Origin of the sequence: Pseudomonas sp. TNT2022 ID1044 (assembly GCF_028656895.1) — a bacterium.
In the GTDB taxonomy this organism is placed as follows: Bacteria; Pseudomonadota; Gammaproteobacteria; order Pseudomonadales; family Pseudomonadaceae; genus Aquipseudomonas; species Aquipseudomonas reinekei.
The window spans coordinates 862,397-882,941 of the sequence record NZ_JAMDHB010000001.1; the positions used below are offsets into that span (position 1 = coordinate 862,397).

Below are 20,545 nucleotides of genomic sequence, written 5' to 3' on the forward strand. Positions count from 1 at the left end.
GCGGTCCCTCAGGTGGACCGCGTTATCGTTCATCGCCAGCAAGCCGGCTCCTACAGAGGTTCGGGGTTACTTGGGATAACCGGCGCGCTTCATCTCACGTTCAGTGGTTTGCTGGGCCGCGGCGAGGGCCTGGTCGACCGTGGTCTGGCCGATCAGCGCCGCCGAGAAGGATTTGCCGACCTGGGTGCCGATGCCCTGGAACTCAGGAATCGTCACCAGTTGAATGCCGATGTACGGCACCGGTTTCGCGCTCGGTTTGCTCGGGTCCGCTGCCTTCAGCGATTCCAGTGTCACCTTGGCAAACGGCGCAGCGCTCATGTAAGCGTCGCTGTAGGTCGAGGCGCGGGTGCCTGGCGGCACGTTGGCAATGCCGTCTTTCTCGGCGACCAGCGCGCCATATTCCTTGGAGGTGGCCCAGGCACTGAACGTTTTCGCGGCGTCTTTTGCCTTGGAACTGGTCGGGATCGCCAACGCCCATGAGTACAACCAGGCCGAGCCCTTATCGGTGACTTCATGGGGCGCGTAGGTGAAGCCGACGTGATCGCTGACCTTGCTCTGGGTCTTGTCGGTGACGAACGAACCCGCGACGCTGGCATCAACCCAGATGGCGCATTTGCCGCTGTTGAACAAGGCAAGGTTTTCGTTGAAACCGTTGCTCGATGCACCCGGGGGGCCGGATTTTTTCATGGTGTCGACGTAGAAGTTCAGCGCGTTTTTCCATTCAGGGCCGTTGAATTCCGGTTGCCACTTCTCATCGAACCAACGCGCGCCGTAAGCGTTGGCCACGGTGGTGATCAGCGCCATGTTCTCGCCCCAACCGGCCTTGCCGCGCAGGCAGATGCCGTACTGTTCCTTATCCTTGTGGGTGAGTTTGCCGGCGAACTCGCTGATCTGGGTCCAGGTCGGGCGCTCGGGCATGGTCAGGCCGGCGTCCTTGAACAGGTCGGTGCGGTAGTAGGTAATCGAGCTTTCAGCGTAGAACGGCAGGGCATACAGCGAGCCTTTCACCGAAAGGCCTTCACGTACCGACGGGAACACGTCGTCGAGGTCATAACTGGCGGGCAAATCCTTCATGGGCTCCAGCCAACCCTTGGCGCCCCACAATGCCGCTTCGTACATGCCGATGGTCAGCACGTCGAACTGCCCGCCCTGGGTGGCGATGTCGGTGGTCAGGCGCTGACGCAAGACGTTTTCTTCAAGCACCACCCAGTTGAGCTTGATGTCCGGGTGCTCGGCCTCGAAGGTTTTCGAGAGCTTCTGCATACGGATCATGTCGCTGTTGTTGACGGTGGCGATGGTCAGGGTCTGGGCGCCAAGGCTGACGCTGCTGAGGGTCATGCAGGTGAGGGCAAGCAGAGCTTTTACAGAAGGTTGCATCGTGCACTCCTTTTCTGCACCCGGCGGGTTACAGAAGGACAGTTATTGTTTTTGTGTCTTCCGAAGGCAGGAAGAATCTGTGCTGATTACAGCCTTCAATCCCGGACGAGACAAATCATCAGTCGCACTTTAATCGATACTTTTTTGCACTGGGGTTTGAAGGTGCAGACGCAGGGAAGGGGTTTCCAGCGCGGGAGCGATATCGAATACGTACAGGTTTCCAGCTTGAACGCCGTACCTGGAGCGAGCTTGCGCCCACAGGTTGTTCAGGAATCAGCCCAGGTTTTGTTCGGTCAATCGCTGCACCACCAATCGCCGGTAGTGCGAAGGCGTCATGCCCTTGAGTTGCTGAAAGCGCCGGTTGAAATTGGAAATGTTGTTGAAACCTGACTCGAAGCACACATCGGTCACCGGTTTATCGCCATCCGCCAACAATTCGCAGGACTTGCTGATTCGCAGGCGATTGACGAACTCGATGAAGTTGCGTCCGGTCGCCTGCTTGAATACCCGGCTGAAATAGGTCGGTTTCATGCCCAGATGCTCGGCGACTTCTTCCAGCGTCAAGTCCCGAGCGTAATGGGCAAAAATGTAATCCACCGCGCGGTTGGTGCGGTCGATGTTGTGCTCGTCCGCCAGTTGCGGCGTGGTTGCGCCGGACAGCAACTGATAGTCATCAGAAGCAGCAAGCAACTCCAGCAAAATGAAAAAGTGCCCGAGCCGGGTCACGCCGCTGCTATCGGCGATGCGTTGCATCAGGTCCATCGCCCTGCCAATCGTGTGCTTGCCACGAAACTCGATGCCGTACTTCGCGCGCTCCAGCAGCGGGGCCAGGGTCTTGAGTTCGGCGAACACCTGATAGCCGCTGTCGAACAACTCGTCGGTGAAGTTGACCAGCATGTCGCGCTTGGGCACGACTTCGTCTTCGGCCACCTGACTGATCCAGTTGTGGGGCAGGTTGGGGCCGGTGAGAAACAGGCTTTCGGGGTAAAAATTGCCAATGTAATCGCCGATGAACACCTTGCCCGAACTGGCGACGATCAAATGCAGTTCGTACTCCTTGTGGAAATGCCAGCGCACCAACGGACAGGGGAAACCGTGCTGGCGATAGATGATGGACAACCCGTTGTGGTCGTCCATCAATTCATAGGAAGGGTCGGTGACTCTGGCGATTCGGGTCATGGCAGGTCGCTTTTCTTGTTTCTGCCTGTTGATCATGCCTCTTTCGACGCCGCAAATACCAGTTCGCAGTGGCCCGAAAACTTACTGCCGGCCTTGCGGCTCATGCAGGGCCTGGCCATACACCGCTTTCATACTGGTGGCGCTCCAGCAATAACGAACGATGTCGGACTCGTCGAAAAAGTCGGTGCTGATGATGCTGCAACGGGTAACCCAGCCACCCGTTGTGCTGAACCAATGATTGAGCTGACGCTTGATGTTCGCAGGACCGCCGAGCAAGGAGTAGCAGGTCGCCGACAGTGACCAGAGAAACGTCTCGTAAGGGGCATTCTCCAGCGTCCTGGCAATGTGACGTTGCAGTTCGCCCACATCGGTGAATGTGCTGTCGTGCCATTTGTGGGGGATGCGTGGCCAGAAATAGTCACGGTCCATGCCGGAGTGGAAAGGCGCCGCCAGGATGATCCTGCGATGACGGCTCGATCGTTTGAGCTCTGCGACCGTTTTAACCACGTCGGCGGGATGGATGGCGCGCAATCCGAGCCGACGCACCAGTCGATCACTGAGTTTCTTATGGTCGAATGAATCATCACCATCCCCCAATTGATGGAAGTCCAACACGATGAATTCGTCCGGATTTCGGTCGAGAAACTGCAGCAGCGCGTCGATCAACTCCTCGAGGTCACGACCGGAGCGGAAGCCATTGTGGTGAAAGTAGAACTGCGGTTCGGGGCTTTGCGTGTAACCGAGACGGATATCGAAAGCCCGGGCGCCGTTAGCCAGTTGCCAGGCAAACGTATCGTTCTGGCAGCTTGTCCAGTGACCGACCACGGCATCCTGGCCGGATGCCTTTTTGTCCACGCCGGCATTGTGTGCACCGGGCCAGACAATATCGGTGAGTTTTAGCTTGTCGATATCAAGGACAAGACTCATCCAGGTTTGTTTATTGAGCATTCCGCTGGCTGAAGTTGGCATGGCGATTCCTTTGTCAGAGTAAGTCCACTCCCAAGTAAAAGTGGCTTCACGTTATATGAAGCCAAACATTAGCCTGTCGAACTAACGCAGCGGTGCTATTTATTTATCGCGTTGCTGCGCCCGGATTATGTTAGCGGTGCGGCAGTGGTGCACCAGGCGCGATTCTTCGAAGAAATCCGCATTGATGATGCTGCACGAGTGGACCCAACTGTTATCAGGATTGAACCACTGATCGAGGTGCTCCTTGATATCCAGCGGCCCCATAGCAATCGTATAGCTGGTTGCAGAGAGCGACCATGGCATTGAGCTGAAGTGAGGATCCCGTAACACGTTCGCGATGTGAGCCTGCAACTCGCTGACGCTGGTGGTGCCGATTCCGCTCCAGAAATGCTCGATACCCGGCAGGAAAAACGCGCTGTTCAGCGCCGGGTGGCGCGCAGCAGCCAACCATACGCGCTGGACACGACTTTCCTTTTTCAATTGATCAAGAGTGAGGTGGCGATTGCTTGAGGGAATCACCCTCGGTCCCAGATGCACGGTCAAAAAGCGGTTGAATTCCCGATGGTCGAATGCGCTATTGCCGGCTACCAGTTCGTGGAAATCCAGCAGCACGAACTCGTCGGGGTTTGCCTCGAGGAAGCGGATTAACTGCATGATCAGGTTTTCCAGCGAGCGCGATGACCGTATGCCGCTGTGCTGGAACCAGAACGTGCCGACCCCTCTGGAGTCAATGTCGTACTCCAACCGCAGGTCCAGTGCGCGGGCGCCGTTTTGTAACTGTTCAAGAAAGGAGTTGTTCTGGCACGCAGCCCAGTGAGCAATGCCTGGGGCTGCATAAGTGGCTTTTTTGTCCACTCCACTGTTATGGGCGCCAGGTAAAATCAACTCGCCAAGTACCATCGAATCAATACTTGGAGTGGCGGCCATCCACTGGCTGTTTTTAAGATTTTCTAACGGGACGTTATTCATGAATGCTTCCTTGCATTGGGAAAGACACACTCTCTTTTGTGTGTGTCAGGTTGATTTTTAAAGTTCGAGAAAGTTATAAAGCAGCGCAACTAAAATGACAAACGCCGACTTGATACTTAACGTATCTTGTCGGCGTTATGGGTATGGCTGAAACTGAGTCTAATGGCTGCCAGTTATATAACTTCGAGCGGATTTCGATTCTTTGCCTCAATCCATTGCGCCATATATTGGGTACTTTTGTGATGATGATGGCGCAACATGCTGCCGGTAAAATTATCCCGTCTTATATTCACCAGATTTTCCTGGCACTCCTTCAGTTTTTGTATCAACGCCGGTCCGTGCAGGGATTGCCGATAGCGATTGGCGAGCAAGGTATTGCCATGTGCCTGTGCTGCCTGCCATCGCGCCTTGTCGGTGTGGAGTTGCACAGCGTGATCGGCGAATTCGCGAGCGGTATTTACCACGGCGCCGGGCCAGGCTTCCTCGCCGTGCATCGCTTCCGCGCCCACTGGCGTCGTCACATTAGGCGTGCCACAGAGCATCGCATCGACAATTTTGCCCTTGATACCGGCACCGAAACGTAGGGGGGCCATGCACACACGGGCCGCCGACATGACCTGCAAGGCATCTTCCGCCCAGTTCATGATGTGAAAGCCTTGGGCCGGATTATGCAGCGCTGTCGCCTTGGGCGGTGTATAGGCGCCATAGATGTGCAACTGAGCGCTGGGCAACTGCTCGCGAATCAGCGGCCAGATCGCGGTTTTCAACCACAGCACCGCATCCCAGTTGGGGGCGTGGCGAAAGTTGCCGATATGGAGAAAATGCGCGCGTTCTTCGAACGGAACGGGCGAGCTGTCTGGAAGGTCGACCATCAGCGGACACCAGTGCAGCAGATTGCGCGCAAATCTGAACTGCTCGACCAGCAGTTCGATTTCCACTTGCGAAACCATCAGTGTCAGATCACAGCGATAAAAAGCCGCAATCTCGCGTTTGGCCAGGTCGGTATCGGCCATGTGCTCAAATTCTTCGCGCAACGCCGGGGCGAACAGTTCGCGAAAATCATTGTTGTCGTCACTGGCCTTCAAACGCTCCTTGAGCCGCTGGTGACGGCTATGCCTGAGGCTTTGCAAGTCGCTACTTTCAAGCACGCGCAAGGCAGCGGGGCAGTGTTTTTCGACGCGCCAGCCGAACTGTTCTTCCATCATGAATTGGTCGAACAACACGATGTCGGGTTGCAGTTCGCTGATAAAAGTGTCGAAGCTGCTGTTGTTCAGCTCGATCGGTACTTCATCAATACCCAATGCCGTCAGGTCGGCGCGCTGCTCCCCGAAGCCGGCCGGGCTGCTGAAGGTGATATCCCAGCCTTGCTGCAGGAAAACCTCGAGAATTTGCATCACATGCCCGCTGGCTGCCGAAGAACGGGGCTCGGGCCAGACGTAGCCGATCACCAGGACTTTGGTTGCGGAGGGTTGAATCATGAGGGGGGATTCCTTGATACAAACAGGACAGTAAGGGAAAGGATGAACGAGGCGGGATTAGAACATTAATGGCAAGCTGGCGCCCCGATCAAGGGCGCCATGTATCTGGCATCGGAATCCTACGCCGGTTTTTACAATCAATCAGGAAACAGGCGTTTTCTCTGCATTGAGAATATCGTTGATCCACTCTGCATCGGTCGGACTCTCCCAGACCATAGGTCCGTTGGGATTAAGCGAATCAGGTGCCAACAGCATTCTTCCTTCCGATTTCCATGCCATCATTTCTAAATCAAGCCTTATGGTAAACATGTATGCGGGGCAACTGATACCTCCCCACGGGTCCACGACCCAGGCATCTTTAAAAGCAGGCTCGCTGAAGTCGACGGTTTTGGCAATCGTCCCACGAGGCACGCCTACCACAGTGAACGCATGGCCCGGCATTGTCCAAACGTCGGCAATGCCTCCACTCTCATCAATGATTTTTTTGGCAGTCCAGGCCACTTGGTCACAGTTTCCCGCGCCTGTCCTTAATATCAGATCCTCAGCTTCTGGTGACTCGATCCTATTATAGGACCATATCACCACAGGATCGGCGAGCACCTGACGCTGCATATCGATCGGATCGTTCGCAACAACCTTATTAGCCGATCCCAAACCCGTCGCCTTGAACTGTGCGTCCACTTGGGATTTTGCCATTTCGGCATAGAATTTGTTTTGATCCGCGGCTGGAAGCTGGTCGAAGCCGGGCGCCTTGGTTATTGGTTCGACTCTTATGGCTTGGGCGGCGACTTCGACGTTTCCGCCGTTGCCTTTATTCCATACGGCAAGAACGAATTCACGTTTCTTTTCCTCCGTAAACAGTGCGATTTTTGCCTTCAAATTCTCGATTTTTTGCGGCGTGTAACCTTTATTCAGCACGAGATCCATATAAATGGACTCCAGTGGAGGCAACGCGACAAAATCATTGTTGATTGGTCGACCCACTGCTGTCAGGTATTGATCTTTAAGTTTGCCATGTTGTTTTATCAGGCCAGTATCGAGGGAATCAGCGAAACGATAGTCTATCTTTTTGAGTTCGAGGTTCTTGACAGTCGCAGGATCGTATTCGCTATAGTAAAAGAGCCCGGCATCTGACTCCACGACCAAATAGGTTTTCATTCCCCCGTTCTGGTAGTCGTAATTGACCAGAAGCCCTCTGGCGTCTCGTTGGTCGTCTATTCCGTGGACAATTCCGTCGACCCTGACCACCCGGGTCTTGCTTTCAAGCTGAGCATCAACTTGTTTTGACGGTAGCCCAAAATATTGGTCGTTGATAATGTTGCCTTTTGTTTTGGATCTGAACTGCAAAGGTTCTGTCATCGGTGCTGGAACAAGCGTTAGAGTATTTCCATTGTCAGCGATGGTAAATATCCGGCGTTCATGTACCACCATACGAGGTCCGCCACCTGTTGCACTCGATGGATACAAGCGCTTGTGTTCGATGGATTGCAGTTGTTTCTCGGCGCGGGTTGATCGCTTCTCGACTATTTTCGAAAAGCAAGTATGAGGGCTACGCTTGGCTCTGTTTCCTATACTGCAAACATCTTCAAAATCTGGCAGCTCTTTGTTGTGCGTGGGCGACGTTAAATCTTCGAGTACAGTGGGTCGAACCGGATTAAAGCGATAAACCTTTTCTCCGACCACTACATCGGTGAATAACGAGTGCGGGAACGTGTGCGAGTCTTCGTTAAAGAGGCGTGAGTTGGAGAAGGCGGTTGAACCATCCCTGAACGTTGTCCGCTCAAGCGCAATGGCGCTGTCCGGGGTGAAGTTTTCGAGTGGCGGGCCGTAGGCCTCGTTCTTGACGGGGTTGAAGTCATACCATTTGCCACCCTTGAAAACGGCTTTGACTTTTTCAGCCTGGGCGCCGACCGACGCGGCACCGACAGTTCCTTCGGCAATATCCGCCCGTTTTGAGACGAACACCGGATCAACAGCCTTTGACGTGCCATACAGGTTTCTGAGTTGCTCAGCTCCTTTGTTGACTGCGCTATAAGCTCGGGTTGCCAGATTGCCCACTGCATTGGTTAAGCCTTTCATCGTATCGACAGCACCGTCCAGTGGATTGGCATTGGTCACGATGTAGCGGATAATGATCCGAGAGCTGTCCAGAATTTTAGAGCCTAACTTTGCGCCAGACTTTGCGACCTGGGCGACTTTGCCTGCGACGCCGATGCCAGGGATGACAAAACCCGCTGCATCGAGCGTACAGTCAAGTACCGCGTCTCCGACATTTCCGCTCTGTATGTTATCAATGCATGTTTTGAAAGGTATCAGGCTTTCAAAAAAGCGCATCACGGAAGCGGAGTGTGCTTGTTCTTCTTCCCACGTTGTCACCCCCGCTGCCAGTTCGCGCAATTGCTCCCGCCCAGTAATAAAGTGTTCTTTTACCATGACGTCGGCGATATGGCTTGCCCAAGAGCCGGGTGCAAATGTATTGGGCACGACACCGGAGGTGTAACTGTATCCCGTTAGCTTTGTGCGGAGTGTCTGAAAAAATATTTGGTCAATGATGACCGGAGAAATTTTGCCCTCTCGTGGTGGTGTACCTTCTTTATAGGCTTGCGAATCCACTGGGTAAGGCATGGCTCCCGCAATAGTGATGCGCTTGCCAGGATTATCTGGGGACATGACTGTTCTAGACCGCCCCCCAAGCGGGAGCGGCAGAGGCAAGTCTGTTCGTTTGCGAATCATCGGAGGCGAAGTAAACAGCTCATAGACACTGTCCATGTCCCCGTATTTGGAAACCATCAGGATTCCATGTCGGCCTTTATGATTATCCTTTACCTCAGGGGTCAGCTCTTCGACGATCGCCTCGCTACGCACCGAATAAAATGTCTGCGTGCCATACTCCAGGCTTCGGCGGTCTTCTATAGGTAATTGCGATACGAGGTGTTTGAATATCGACTGCGATCCGGTCTGCAAGTCGTTGTAATAATTGTTGAATTCGCGCTCAAATAGCTGAGCAGCATTCTCTAACCGCGGCAGCTTCGTTTCCACTGTTGCAATGGGAATTTCGCTATTCGATGATGTCCATTTACCAGCCTCAAATCGACCTGTGATGTAAATATCCAATAGCGAATAGCCCGGTGCCGTACTGGGCATCTGTGCAGTCCTGAAACACGGCGCTTCGAAGGGCACATTTTTACCGAAAACACGCTCCAGCTCAGCCTTCGCCAGCGCTTCTCGGGTGGGAACCGGTGCTGTCAGATAGCCCCCGGCCTTGGCGAGTTCTTCCCTGACACTCTGGAACTTCTCACCGGCGATCTTCAGCTGCTCTGGTGTATATGAATCGCTGGCGTTTTTTGGGATGACCCCGCTGGCGATTGCCCAATCGATGAGCGGGTTTACCGAAAGCCATTGAACGGCGATCTCCTGGCCTACGGTAATAGGCTCCAGGTCGCCATATTTCATTATGTCCGCAAACTTCATCCCGAGCGACGCACCCGGGGACAGTTGTTCTATTTGCGATACCGCGATCCTGAACATTGTCCATGTGTGTGTGTTGTAGATCAGGTTTTCCGGTATGTCTTTAACCAGAAGCTCGGGAGCACTGCCTGCCAACAAGTGATACGCGGCGACAGGCGCTGTTCTGGCGGTTACTTTGCCTTGCGCCACAAGGTACTTCTCGAAATCCGCGACTACTTCTGAGGGTTTTCGGCCCAGGTTAGCTTGTTGTGTCAAGTCGTACCCGGCCACATGGTTGCGCGGCCGGCCCGGGGTGGGATCAAGATCGAGTAGTAGCGCTGCCGACACCCAGTCATTCTTGCTGTGTTTCGTGGGTAGAGCATTGAGCTTCACCCGCACCGTCTCGTCGAGCGTGTTCGCCTCCTCAGCGTTCAGCGCAAGCTGCAGGCCCTGGGATGGGGTGGTGAATGACTTGTCCTGCAACAGGTATTCAAGCAGCCCGCTGACCTCACTGCTACCCAAAAAGTGGCTCGTTGCACGTGTGATGGTAGTTTGTTGGCTGGATGTCAAGGGACGCGGATAAGCCAATGCCCCCCAGAAGTTCCCTGTCTCCGGGCTCACGGGAAAAGGAGTGGTCAGGACTTCCACCAGATTACGTACCTGGGCGACGTTCGTTGGCACTGTCCAGCCATTGGCACTGATATACCGATGTACAGTGACCATCTTTTGGGCTTCTACCGGGTGCTTGAGCGCGAACGTTGAATCAGGCGAAGCACCTATCGAAACATCATCGAGTTTTACGCGTGCATTATCGGACTTCCCCTGAATGAGACTGTTCAAGCCCGTCACCAATTGGTGATGGTTGTAAAGGTCCCCGAGATGTTGTTTTAAGCTTTTAACGGCCGCTTCGGATCTAAGCTCTGCGGGCCTGAGAGGGTCATCAGCCGGGAGCTGGAAAAACGCCCCGTTTGCAATCAGCTCTTTGGCACGCCATTGAGCACTGGCCATGTCCGGCAGTTCGCGTTCTCCATAAAAGCCCGCTACTTGCTGGATTGACACGGCCCCACCGGGAAGGGGGTATTTCACGGTGTGATGCGTGGGGCTGATGACTCTGGCTGCCTTGAATATCGGGCCAGACACTTTGTCCAAGCCTAAACCGTCCGTCAGGGTGAATTGCGTCCGATGCCCATTGGCCCTGCCGGAGATTCTATTGGTGTCGAGGTGAACCTTCACCGTCGCCAGGTCCAGTCCGACCTTGGCAGCCCACTCTTTAAAGAACGGGTTCGTGATCGCCATTTTAAAGTTCAGGTAGGACTGACCGAATGTGGAGTGTGTCGGCACCACGACAGTGGCGTCCGTCATCGGGAACTCCTGGGACGCGAGTACCTTATCGGTGTATCGGGTCAACAATTCCTTGTCACCGGCTGCCCGCGAAGCGTCCATCCAGAGGGCACTGCGCCTGCCACGTAACAACACGATCACATCGCGTGCGACGCTCAGTGCGGGGTCATCAGCGGTGCCGATATCATTTTCGATCTCCAGATCAGGAGCGACCTCAGGATTTTGCAGCACAGCCATTGTTGCCAGGTACTGATCGAGGCGCGCTTCGTCACTGATGGGGCTTGCCGGGACGTCATCATCGTCAGCGACAATCATTGCCGCCAAGTGAGGCAATGGAGGGGGGGCAAAAAAATCTGCTGCATGCTTGACTTTTGTTGGCCCGAGCGCGTGGCGTGGCGTGGATTGAGTCGTCGTCTGCGACTGAGGAGGCTGAGTCTGTACCGGCAAACCTGCCTCGGCCGCCAGGATCAAATCTACGTAGGTTTTTCCGGGGTCGCTTTGGGTGTGTTGGTTCAGCAGTAATGCCACCTCGTGAAGCAAGTGTTCGTCACTGAGCAAGTTGTGCTCGGGTGACTGGTACATCAGTTCAAGAATCGCTTCTGACGGGGGCGACTGGTCCTCGGCGGAGGGGGAGTTGATGATGTTCACGATTTTGCCATCGACCCGTTCTTGCTCTGATGCAGCGGTTTCGACGATGGCGGGATCAGCGTCCGGCATGGAATCGGCTGTTACAACGGTCGTTTCTTCATCTACTCGCTCCTGAGGGAGAGTCGTACTGTCGAGTGGCGTTGTGACTTCGCCAGACTCTGCAGTGACGGTGGTATCAACCGTTGTCTTGGGCTCGTCAGGCGTCGAGATTGCGATGGGTGTTGAATGAGTATTGACGGAAGTGGCTGTGTCCGATTCCAATTCATTATCAATCTGTTGTTGAGTCAGCGCGGGGGCTTCTTCCTCACGCGGTGGAGTATTGGTCAACTCTTTATCAGTGGCCGGCTGTTCCGGGAGTTGCTCTTTGAAAAAAGTAAGGTAAGTCCCCAGCGCGGTGAGGATTCCTCCCGTTCCGATTAAACCCACGGTAGCGGTTGTCCCCGGATTGTTCCTGGCCAATTGATAGCCGGAAGCGGCAGCCCCGACAGCGTATCCACCAAAGGTGTTGAGCACCGAGGCTAGCTGGGAGACCAACTGATTGATTGCTGGAGCCAAGGTCTCTCGCCATGTTGGGGAAGGTTCAACGGTATCGGCATAGGGGCCGGGAGCGTTCAGAGGGTCAAAGTCCTCACCCGCTTCCATGGCTGCCAACCGTATGTTTTCAGCAGGCAAAGCCGAAGCCGCCGGAAATGTCAAAGCATCATCGACTCTGCTCAACACATGCCGAATCGATTGCGCCAACTGGTCCAGCATGGGCAATACGGATGACGATGCTGGAACGTCGGCAGCCCCCGGATCGTGGCTGACGTTTTCCTCTGAACCGGTTCTGGTTGCGGACTTTATGGACGCCATAAAGTCATCGACTTCAGCTGCCAGTCCCTCTGCCTGCTCCTTGAGCGTGGAGGGAGTGTGGACTGTTGCTGTCTTTGGCAGTATGGCAAGGGCAGTTGGTGATGTCGCGGGAGAGGTTAGCGGCAGGTTTGGTAATACGTCCATCAGCCCCACCGTATGCATAGCGTTTACTGCATACAGCATCTTTGCCGCAAGGCCGTTGGGTACACCCGGCCCTGTCATGACCACTTCATCATAAAAACTGGATGTTCTTTCGATCTCTTGCATCGCCAGCAGCAACTTCGACGCTGATGGACCCTGCATTTTTTCTGGGGGGGCTGGCTCAGTCTTACCGCCAAAAACAAAATCGTAAGCCATTTTCACCGCGGAACTCGCGGCGCCCCCAACGTCCTTGAGTGAAACAGGACTGAGTGCGCCAATCGCAACGATTTCCTCAAGCCAAGTGCGGTCAGGCCGGTTATCGATAATCTCAATTGCCTTTAACCGCTCGCTGAATTTTTGCACGATGGCTGAAAAATTTTCCGGCCAGCGCTGAAACTCATTCGGTCGTTGCTCGTTCATGGCTTCAACAAAATCATCCATGAGCAACTTGGCTTCTTTCGGTGATGGCCGAATGTGAACGAGATCTTCGAGCTGCGTCAAAATGGCGTTCAGTTCCGCATCGCTTGAGGCTGGAATGTATTGACGGGTTTGTTGTGTGAAGTCGCGCAGCGCCTGCCATGTGTCATCGTCGAGCAGCTCGCCGTCGGCAATTTTCTGGTCTCGCTCCGCCCGTGTGGCCGTCAGTTGATCCTGGATGATTCCATGTACGCCCTCACCGTATTTGCCTCGGGGAAAGTTGACGTTTTCTCCGAAACTATCTGCCCAGCGCGCGGGTGGGAAAAGACAGATGACTTCCACAAACTCACGCAATTGTTCCTGCTTGAGGTCCCCAAGTGGCCTGATCGAACGCATGATCGACTCAATGAACAGCGGAGCCAGTACTTTTCCGGTCGGCGTTTGCAGAAACCCGGATTTGAGGGTCTGGTAGACGTCTTTCTCGGACACGTGCCCGTCTTGCAGCTGCACTACGACCTTCGACCAGCTTTTTTCCAGGGAAGCCTGATCGTATATCGAGCTTTTTTTCCAGCTTTCAGGGATGTCTTTGGCCCCCAGGATTGAGCTGTACACCGGGCAGGGGATCGGCAGTGTCGAATCACGAGGTGTTGGACTACTCCCGGCAGCAGCTCGCTCAGGCACTATCTCTATATTTCGAGCCCTTGCACTATTGCGCACTTGCGCGATGGAAAGTTTATTGGCTGTTGGCGACAAAGCTGTCTGGATTGGGTTTGGAACCGTACGGGAGGTGGTTGCAGTAGCGTTGACGGGCGGCATGGGGACTCTTATCGATTCGCAAGACGAAGTTAATCCTGGCCCCCCACGACATCGGGCGACCAAGGCATCAAGCGAAGAAAGGTAAGCGATCCACTTTTTTGAAAATTGATGAGACTATTTGTAAATTCTCGTGTGTCAGGCAGGCATGCTGTTTTTCAGTGGCCAAGAATCCCTTTGACCTTGTCCCGCAACTGATCAATGGAAAACGGCTTGCCAATGACATGCATGCCCACGGGCGCATCGATACTTTCGGCATAACCACTGGCAAACAGGATGGGCAATGCTGGGCGCAGCATGTGCGCCTGAACCGCCAGCTCACGACCATCCATCACCGGAAGGCCGACGTCGGTCATCATCAAGTCGATGTGCTGGTCTTCGTCATTGAGAAACTCCAGCGCCTTTTCGCTGCCGTCGGCCTCAAGTACCTTGAATTCCAGCTCCTCCAGCACATCGACGATCAGCATGCGCACGATGGCATCGTCTTCGACTACCAGGATGATGGACGCGTTGGCGGACATAGTAAGGGTTCCCAAAAATTGAATTCGCGGTTGCCGGCCGATCGAAAATGCCGGTCTCTTGCATGAGTAAGTGGCGGCTCCCGACAAGTTCCCAAGGATAGGAAAAAGAATGGCCGCGCAAGTCAGACAAGGATAACCCGCACCCACGAACTGGCGCAGAGGAATGTAGGACCTTGGGCTAAAACATGTGAGAAAAATGGATCCATGGGCCACTTTTGGGGCAAACTCGCGCAATTCTGATAGTTCGAAAGGCCTGCCCCATGACCTCAGCGTCTTTGGTTGATGAACAACGATTCCGCAAGCTCCTGAGCCGCAACATCAGCCTCCCGCTGGGTGTTGGCGCCATCAGTGCTGTTTTTTTTGTCTCGCTGATTACCTATTTGCTCTCGACGATCCAATGGGTCGAGCACACAGACCGGGTGATCAATAACGCTAACGAGGCGGTCAAGTTGACGGTCGACCTGGAAACCGGGATGCGCGGGTTTCTGCTCACTGGCGACGGAAAATTTCTCGAACCCTATGAAACGGCCAAGCCCCGCGTTGAAGTCGTGCTCAACACGTTGCTCGAATTGACGGCTGATAATCCGGTTCAGACCGATCGTCTGCATCGCCTGCAATCCTTACAGCAGGAGTGGGCCAGCTACGCGCAAACCATGATCGACTTGCAGCGAACCCGCGGCGACTACCGCAGCGCGGTCCAGGCCGGGAAGGGCAAGCGCCTGACCGACGAGGTCCGCAAGCAGTTCGAAGACGTGATCGACATGGAGCAGCAACTGCGTGCCACGCGTAACGAAGAGGTGCGGCGGACCACGATCTGGAGCATAGGTCTTTATCTGGCATTCATTGCCGGTATCAGCGCTTTGCTGGCCTATATCGGCCGCCGCGACCTGGTGAACCTGTCGCAAAGCTACGCCGCGACCCTGTCTGCGCAGCAGGCCAGCGCCCTGCGCCTGGAACAGCAAGCCTGGCTGCGCAATGGCCAGACCGAACTGGCCGAGCAAGTGTTGGGGCAACTGTCGCTGAATGCGCTGGGGCGCAACATCCTGCAATTTTGTGCGCAGTACCTCGGCAGCGCCGTGGCGGCAATCTATGTTCGCGAAGAGCACGGTGGCTTGCGGCGCGTAGCGTCTTATGGCTTCTCCCGTGAACAGGAATCCCTCGAGCAACATATTTATAGCGATGAAGGCATCGTCGGCCAGGTGGCGCAACAGGCACGCCTGATTCGACTCGACAATGTGCCGAGCGACTATTTCAAGGTCAGCTCCGGCCTCGGCGAAGGTCTGCCTCGCAGCGTGCTGGTGGTACCGACCAGCGAAGATGACCGGGTCAACGGCGTTATCGAACTGGGTTTCCTGCGCCCGTTGAATGATCGGGACATTGAACTGCTTGAGCTGATTGCCGGCAACATCGGCACGTCGATCGAGGCAGCGCGCTATCGCCAGCGTTTGCAGGAAGTACTGGCCGAAACCCAGCAGCTCAATGAAGAGCTGCAAGTGCAGCAGGAAGAGCTGAAAACCGCCAACGAAGAACTGGAAGAGCAGTCGCGGATTCTCAAGGAATCCCAGGCCCACCTGGAAACCCAGCAGGTCGAGCTGGAACAAACCAATGAGCAACTCGCCGAACAGGCCCAAGTGTTGGCCGAACAACGCGACGCCATGGACCTGAAAAATACCGAACTCAATCAGGCCCAGAGCCAGCTCGAGGAGCGCGCCGAAGAGTTGCAGCGCTCCAGCAAGTACAAATCCGAATTCCTCGCCAACATGTCCCACGAACTGCGAACGCCGCTGAACAGCTCGTTGATCCTGGCCAAGTTGCTGGCGGAAAACCCCCAGGAAAACCTCAGCGCCGAGCAGGTGAAATTCGCCGAATCGATTTACTCCGCCGGCAATGATCTGCTCAACCTGATCAACGACATTCTCGACATCTCCAAGGTCGAGGCCGGCAAGCTGGAAATACGACCGGAGAACACCAGCGTTGCGCGTCTGGTGGACGGCCTGCGCGGTATGTTCCAGCCATTGGCGGCGGACAAGCAGCTCGCGTTCCATGTCGAGTTGCAAGACGGTGCGCCCGCCATGATGTTCACCGATCGCCAGCGCCTGGAACAGGTGATCAAGAACTTGCTGTCCAACGCGGTGAAATTCACCGAGAAAGGCAGCGTCAGCCTGAGCGTTGCCGCAGCGCCGAACGACGGGATTGCCTTCAGCGTCCGCGATTCCGGGATCGGCATCGCCAACGATCAGCACGAAAGCATTTTCGAAGCGTTCCGCCAGGCCGACGGCACCACCAACCGGCGTTACGGTGGCACCGGTCTGGGGCTGTCGATTTCCCGCGATCTGGCCGCGCTGCTGGGTGGTTCCATCAGCGTGAGCAGCACGCCGGGGCAGGGCAGTGTGTTTACCCTGGTGTTGCCGCAACAGTACGTTGAACAGGGTGAAGACGCCGTGGAGCCGATGCGGGCCATACCGGTGGCGGCGCCATCTTATGTGGCACCCATCGCATTGGCGCCGTTGATGAACGAAGAGATTCCACGCTTCGACGATGACCGCGGCAAGGCACCGTTCACCACTCGCTGCATCCTGGTGGTGGAGGACGAACCGAATTTCGCGCATATCCTCTACGACCTGGCCCATGAATTGGGCTATCACTGCCTGGTGGCCCACGGTGCCGATGAAGGTTATGACCTGGCCCGGCAATTCATTCCTGACGCCATCCTGCTGGACATGCGCCTGCCGGACCATTCCGGTCTGACCGTGCTGCAACGCCTGAAGGAACATGCTGAAACCCGGCACATTCCGGTGCACGTGATCTCGGTCGAGGACCGGGTCGAAGCCGCCATGCACATGGGCGCGATTGGTTATGCGGTCAAACCGACCACCCGCGAGGAACTCAAGGATGTATTCGCGCGTCTGGAAGCCAAGCTGACCCAGAAGGTCAAACGCGTGTTGCTGGTCGAAGACGATGACCTGCAGCGAGACAGTATTTCCCGGTTGATTGGCGACGATGACATCGAAATCACCGCCGTCGGTCTGGCCCAGGATGCACTGGACTTGCTGCGTACGACGATCTTCGATTGCATGATCATCGACCTCAAGTTGCCGGACATGCTCGGTAATGACTTGCTCAAGCGCATGTCCACCGAGGACATCTGCTCGTTCCCGCCCGTGATCGTCTACACCGGCCGCAACCTCACTCGGGATGAGGAAGCCGAGCTGCGCAAGTATTCGCGCTCGATCATCATCAAGGGCGCGCGTTCGCCCGAGCGTTTGCTGGACGAAGTGACACTTTTTCTGCACAAAGTCGAATCACGGTTGTCCCATGAGCGACAGAAGATGCTCAAGACCGCGCGCAGCCGCGACAAGGTCTTCGAGGGGCGCAAAGTGCTGTTGGTGGACGACGATGTACGTAACATCTTCGCCCTCACCAGTGCACTGGAGCAAAAGGGCGCAGTCGTGGTCATCGGCCGTAATGGCCGGGAAGCGATTGAACGATTGAATGAAGTCGAAGACATCGATCTGGTGTTGATGGATGTGATGATGCCGGAGATGGATGGTTTTGAAGCCACCATCGAGATCCGCAAGGACCCGCGCTGGCGCAAGCTGCCAATCATTGCGGTGACGGCCAAGGCCATGAAGGACGATCAGGAGCGCTGCCTGCAGGCGGGTTCCAATGATTACCTGGCCAAACCCATCGACCTGGACCGGTTGTTTTCGCTGATTCGTGTGTGGTTACCGAAGATGGAACGTATCTAGTGGAACGCAATTATTCTGGGGAGCGAAGCAGCGAAATCGAATTGCGCCTGTTGATTGAGGCTATCTACCTCAAGTACAGCTACGATTTTCGTGATTACTCCGGTGCATCGATCAAGCGCCGGGTGAGCCATGCGCTGACGCAGTTCGAATGCAGCACCATTTCGGCATTGCAGGAAAAAGTCCTGCATGACCCGACGGCGTTCATGCAGCTCCTGCAATTGCTGACGATTCCGGTCAGCGAGATGTTTCGCGACCCCTCGCACTTCCTGGCCATTCGTGAGGAAGTGGTGCCGCTGCTCAAGACTTACCCTTCGATCAAGATCTGGATCGCCGGGTGCAGCACCGGGGAAGAGGTCTATTCGATGGCCATCCTCCTGCGTGAAGAGGGACTGCTGGACCGCACGATCATTTACGCCACGGACATCAACCCGCGCTCGCTGGACAAGGCCAAGCAAGGCATCTTCTCGATGGAGAATGTCCGCGCCTACACGTCCAACTACCAGCAGGCCGGAGGCAAGCGCTCGTTCGCCGACTACTACACGGCGGCCTATGGTTACGCGATATTCGACAAGTCGCTGTGCGAGAATGTGACCTTTGCCGATCACAGCCTGGCGACCGACAGCGTCTTTTCAGAAACTCAGTTAATTTCATGTCGCAACGTATTGATTTATTTCAATAAAAAACTTCAGGATCGGGCTTTCGGTTTGTTTCATGAGTCGCTGTGTCATCGCGGTTTCCTGGTGCTGGGCAGCAAGGAAACCCCGGATTTTTCAGCCTTCGGCAACCGGTTTGAACCACTGGTCAAACAAGAACGGATCTATCGCAAGTCATGAACAGTGCAACGGATTTGCCTTCTGTGGAAGCCATTGTGATCGGCGCCTCGGCCGGTGGCGTCGAGGCGTTGATCAATCTCCTCGGTCCGCTGCGTGAAGGCTTCGTGTTGCCGATCATTGTCGTGTTGCACCTGCCTGATGAACGCCGCAGCCATCTGGCCGAAGTGTTCGCCCGGCGCGTGTCGATGCCGGTTGTGGAGGCCAGCGACAAGACGCCGGTCGAGGCCGGCACCCTGTATTTTGCCGCACCGGGTTATCACCTGTCGGTGGAGCACGACCGCAGTTTTTCCCTGAGCCTGGAAGACCGCGTGCACCATTCGCGGCCGGCCATCGATTATCTCTTTGAGTCTGCCGCCGACGCGTACGGTCCCTCCTTGGCGGCAGTTTTGCTGACTGGCGCCAATCGTGACGGTGCCAGGGGGCTGGCGCAGGTAAAACAGCGCGGCGGGTTAACCATCGTGCAAGACCCGCAGGAAGCGCAAGTCGCAACCATGCCCCAGGCAGCGCTGGATATTCACCAGCCTGACCACATTCTCCCTATCCGCGGCATCGGCCGTCTGCTTGTCGAGCTGGAACGAATCGCATGCTAAGTAATATCCAGGCCAAACTGCTGATCGTCGACGATCTGCCGGAGAATCTGTTGGCACTCGAAGCGCTGATCAAGCGCGAAGACCGAACCGTGTACAAGGCGCAGTCTGCCGACGAGGCGCTGTCGCTTTTGCTGCAGCACGAATTCGCCATGGCCATCCTCGACGTACAGATGCCCGGGATGAATGGCTTTGAACTGGCCGAATTGATGCGCAGCACGGAAAAGACCAAGAACATTCCGATTGTGTTTGTCAGTGCCGCCGGCCGTGAGCTCAATTACGCGTTCAAGGGCTACGAAAGCGGCGCCGTGGATTTCCTGCACAAACCGCTGGATATCCACGCGGTCAAGAGCAAGGTCAACGTCTTCGTCGAGCTGTTCCGCCAGAGCAAGGCGATGAAGCAGCAGGTTGAACAACTGGAACAAAGTCGCCGCGAGCAGGAAGCGCTGCTCAATCAATTGCAGAGCACCCAACTGGAGCTGCAACAGGCGGTACGCATGCGCGATGACTTCATGTCGATTGTCGCCCACGAAGTGCGCACGCCGCTCAACGGCCTGATTCTCGAAACCCAACTGCGCAAGATGCACCTGGCTCGGGATAACGCCGCTGCCTTCACCCTCGATAAAATGCACGCGATGGTCGATCGCGACGAGCGGCAGATCAAAAGCCTGATCCGGCTGATCGAAGACATGCTCGATGTGTCGCGCATCCGCACCGGTAAGCTGTCGATCCGCACGTCGATGTTCGATCTTTCAGCCCTGGTTCGCGGCTTGTTGCAGAATTTTGCGCAACAGATTGATGCCGCCGAAGCGTCCGTGTCCCTCGAAGCCGAGCATCCGGTGATCGGGAATTGGGACGAGTTTCGCATTGAACAGGTGATTTCCAACCTGCTGACCAACGCCTTGCGCTACGGTGCCAAGAGTCCGATCAGTGTGAAGGTATACAGTGAGCGCGGCGAGGCGCGGGTTGAAGTCCGTGATAGCGGCATCGGCATCAGCGAAGAAAACCAGCAACGGATTTTCCAGCAGTTCGAGCGGGTTTCGGCCAGACACGCCGTCGCCGGGCTGGGTTTGGGATTGTTTATTTCTGAACAGATTGTCACCGCCCATGGCGGTACCATTACCGTCGAAAGCCGGATTGGCGAAGGCGCCCTGTTTCGCGTTTGTCTGCCGCTGTAGGAAAACAGCCAGATAAACGCAACCTCTGATCGACCCCACGGTCGTA

The 20,545-nt window shown here is 55.6% G+C and carries 11 protein-coding genes; 4 read left to right on the forward strand and 7 right to left on the reverse strand.

Features of this window, described 5'->3' with window-relative positions; all coding sequences use genetic code 11:
- Positions 1 to 66 precede the first annotated feature (66 nt).
- The 7 genes from M5G20_RS03860 to M5G20_RS03890 all read right to left on the reverse strand — a co-directional run bounded on the left by M5G20_RS03860 (position 67) and on the right by M5G20_RS03890 (position 14,152).
- Complete coding sequence (locus tag M5G20_RS03860; RefSeq protein WP_273917978.1) at positions 67 to 1,377, reverse strand: ABC transporter substrate-binding protein; 1,311 nt, start codon at positions 1,375 to 1,377, stop codon at positions 67 to 69.
- Positions 1,378 to 1,650: 273 nt separating this feature from the next.
- The gene (locus M5G20_RS03865) at positions 1,651 to 2,556 is read right to left on the reverse strand and encodes an AraC family transcriptional regulator (protein ID WP_273917979.1); all 906 of its coding nucleotides are present in this window, start codon (positions 2,554 to 2,556) and stop codon (positions 1,651 to 1,653) included.
- Positions 2,557 to 2,637: 81 nt separating this feature from the next.
- A complete protein-coding gene (locus M5G20_RS03870) occupies positions 2,638 to 3,525 on the reverse strand; it encodes a phospholipase (RefSeq protein ID WP_273917980.1) in 888 nt (295 codons plus the stop codon).
- A 99-nt stretch (positions 3,526 to 3,624) separates the two neighbouring features.
- Entirely contained in the window at positions 3,625 to 4,494 is an 870-nt protein-coding gene (locus tag M5G20_RS03875; protein ID WP_273917981.1) for a phospholipase, read from the reverse strand.
- Between the two features lie 173 nt (positions 4,495 to 4,667).
- Complete coding sequence (locus M5G20_RS03880; RefSeq protein WP_273917982.1) at positions 4,668 to 5,972, reverse strand: glycosyltransferase; 1,305 nt, start codon at positions 5,970 to 5,972, stop codon at positions 4,668 to 4,670.
- Positions 5,973 to 6,113: 141 nt separating this feature from the next.
- The gene (locus M5G20_RS03885) at positions 6,114 to 13,634 is read right to left on the reverse strand and encodes a hypothetical protein (protein ID WP_273917983.1); all 7,521 of its coding nucleotides are present in this window, start codon (positions 13,632 to 13,634) and stop codon (positions 6,114 to 6,116) included.
- 155 nt (positions 13,635 to 13,789) lie between these two features.
- Positions 13,790 to 14,152: a response regulator gene (locus M5G20_RS03890; protein ID WP_273917984.1), complete on the reverse strand. Its 363-nt coding sequence runs from the start codon at positions 14,150 to 14,152 to the stop codon at positions 13,790 to 13,792.
- A gap of 260 nt (positions 14,153 to 14,412) precedes the next feature.
- On the opposite strand from M5G20_RS03890, the gene M5G20_RS03895 reads away from it, so the two are divergent.
- From M5G20_RS03895 to M5G20_RS03910, 4 genes are read left to right on the forward strand one after another with little or no spacing between them, the layout of a single operon-like run.
- Positions 14,413 to 17,901 carry a response regulator gene (locus M5G20_RS03895; RefSeq protein WP_273917985.1) on the forward strand — a complete coding sequence of 1,163 codons (3,489 nt, stop codon included), beginning with the start codon at positions 14,413 to 14,415 and terminating at the stop codon, positions 17,899 to 17,901.
- A complete protein-coding gene (locus tag M5G20_RS03900) occupies positions 17,901 to 18,734 on the forward strand; it encodes a CheR family methyltransferase (protein ID WP_273917986.1) in 834 nt (277 codons plus the stop codon). The genes M5G20_RS03895 and M5G20_RS03900 overlap by 1 nt, the downstream gene beginning before the upstream one ends.
- A complete protein-coding gene (locus M5G20_RS03905) occupies positions 18,731 to 19,324 on the forward strand; it encodes a chemotaxis protein CheB (RefSeq protein ID WP_273917987.1) in 594 nt (197 codons plus the stop codon). The genes M5G20_RS03900 and M5G20_RS03905 overlap by 4 nt, the downstream gene beginning before the upstream one ends.
- Positions 19,318 to 20,499 carry a hybrid sensor histidine kinase/response regulator gene (locus M5G20_RS03910; RefSeq protein WP_273917988.1) on the forward strand — a complete coding sequence of 394 codons (1,182 nt, stop codon included), beginning with the start codon at positions 19,318 to 19,320 and terminating at the stop codon, positions 20,497 to 20,499. Before M5G20_RS03905 ends, M5G20_RS03910 begins: the two co-directional genes overlap by 7 nt.
- Positions 20,500 to 20,545: the final 46 nt, after the last annotated feature.

Excerpts from the sequence above, each read along its gene's own strand:
- M5G20_RS03865 (WP_273917979.1), bottom strand. The coding sequence starts at position 2,556 with ATGACCCGAATCGCCAGAGTCACCGACCCTTCCTATGAATTGATGGAC.
- M5G20_RS03870 (WP_273917980.1), bottom strand. The coding sequence starts at position 3,525 with ATGCCAACTTCAGCCAGCGGAATGCTCAATAAACAAACCTGGATGAGT.
- M5G20_RS03890 (WP_273917984.1), bottom strand. The coding sequence starts at position 14,152 with ATGTCCGCCAACGCGTCCATCATCCTGGTAGTCGAAGACGATGCCATC.
- M5G20_RS03875 (WP_273917981.1), bottom strand. The coding sequence starts at position 4,494 with ATGAATAACGTCCCGTTAGAAAATCTTAAAAACAGCCAGTGGATGGCC.
- M5G20_RS03895 (WP_273917985.1), top strand. The coding sequence starts at position 14,413 with ATGACCTCAGCGTCTTTGGTTGATGAACAACGATTCCGCAAGCTCCTG.
- M5G20_RS03910 (WP_273917988.1), top strand. The coding sequence starts at position 19,318 with ATGCTAAGTAATATCCAGGCCAAACTGCTGATCGTCGACGATCTGCCG.
- M5G20_RS03905 (WP_273917987.1), top strand. The coding sequence starts at position 18,731 with ATGAACAGTGCAACGGATTTGCCTTCTGTGGAAGCCATTGTGATCGGC.
- M5G20_RS03885 (WP_273917983.1), bottom strand. The coding sequence starts at position 13,634 with ATGCCGCCCGTCAACGCTACTGCAACCACCTCCCGTACGGTTCCAAAC.
- M5G20_RS03860 (WP_273917978.1), bottom strand. The coding sequence starts at position 1,377 with ATGCAACCTTCTGTAAAAGCTCTGCTTGCCCTCACCTGCATGACCCTC.
- M5G20_RS03880 (WP_273917982.1), bottom strand. The coding sequence starts at position 5,972 with ATGATTCAACCCTCCGCAACCAAAGTCCTGGTGATCGGCTACGTCTGG.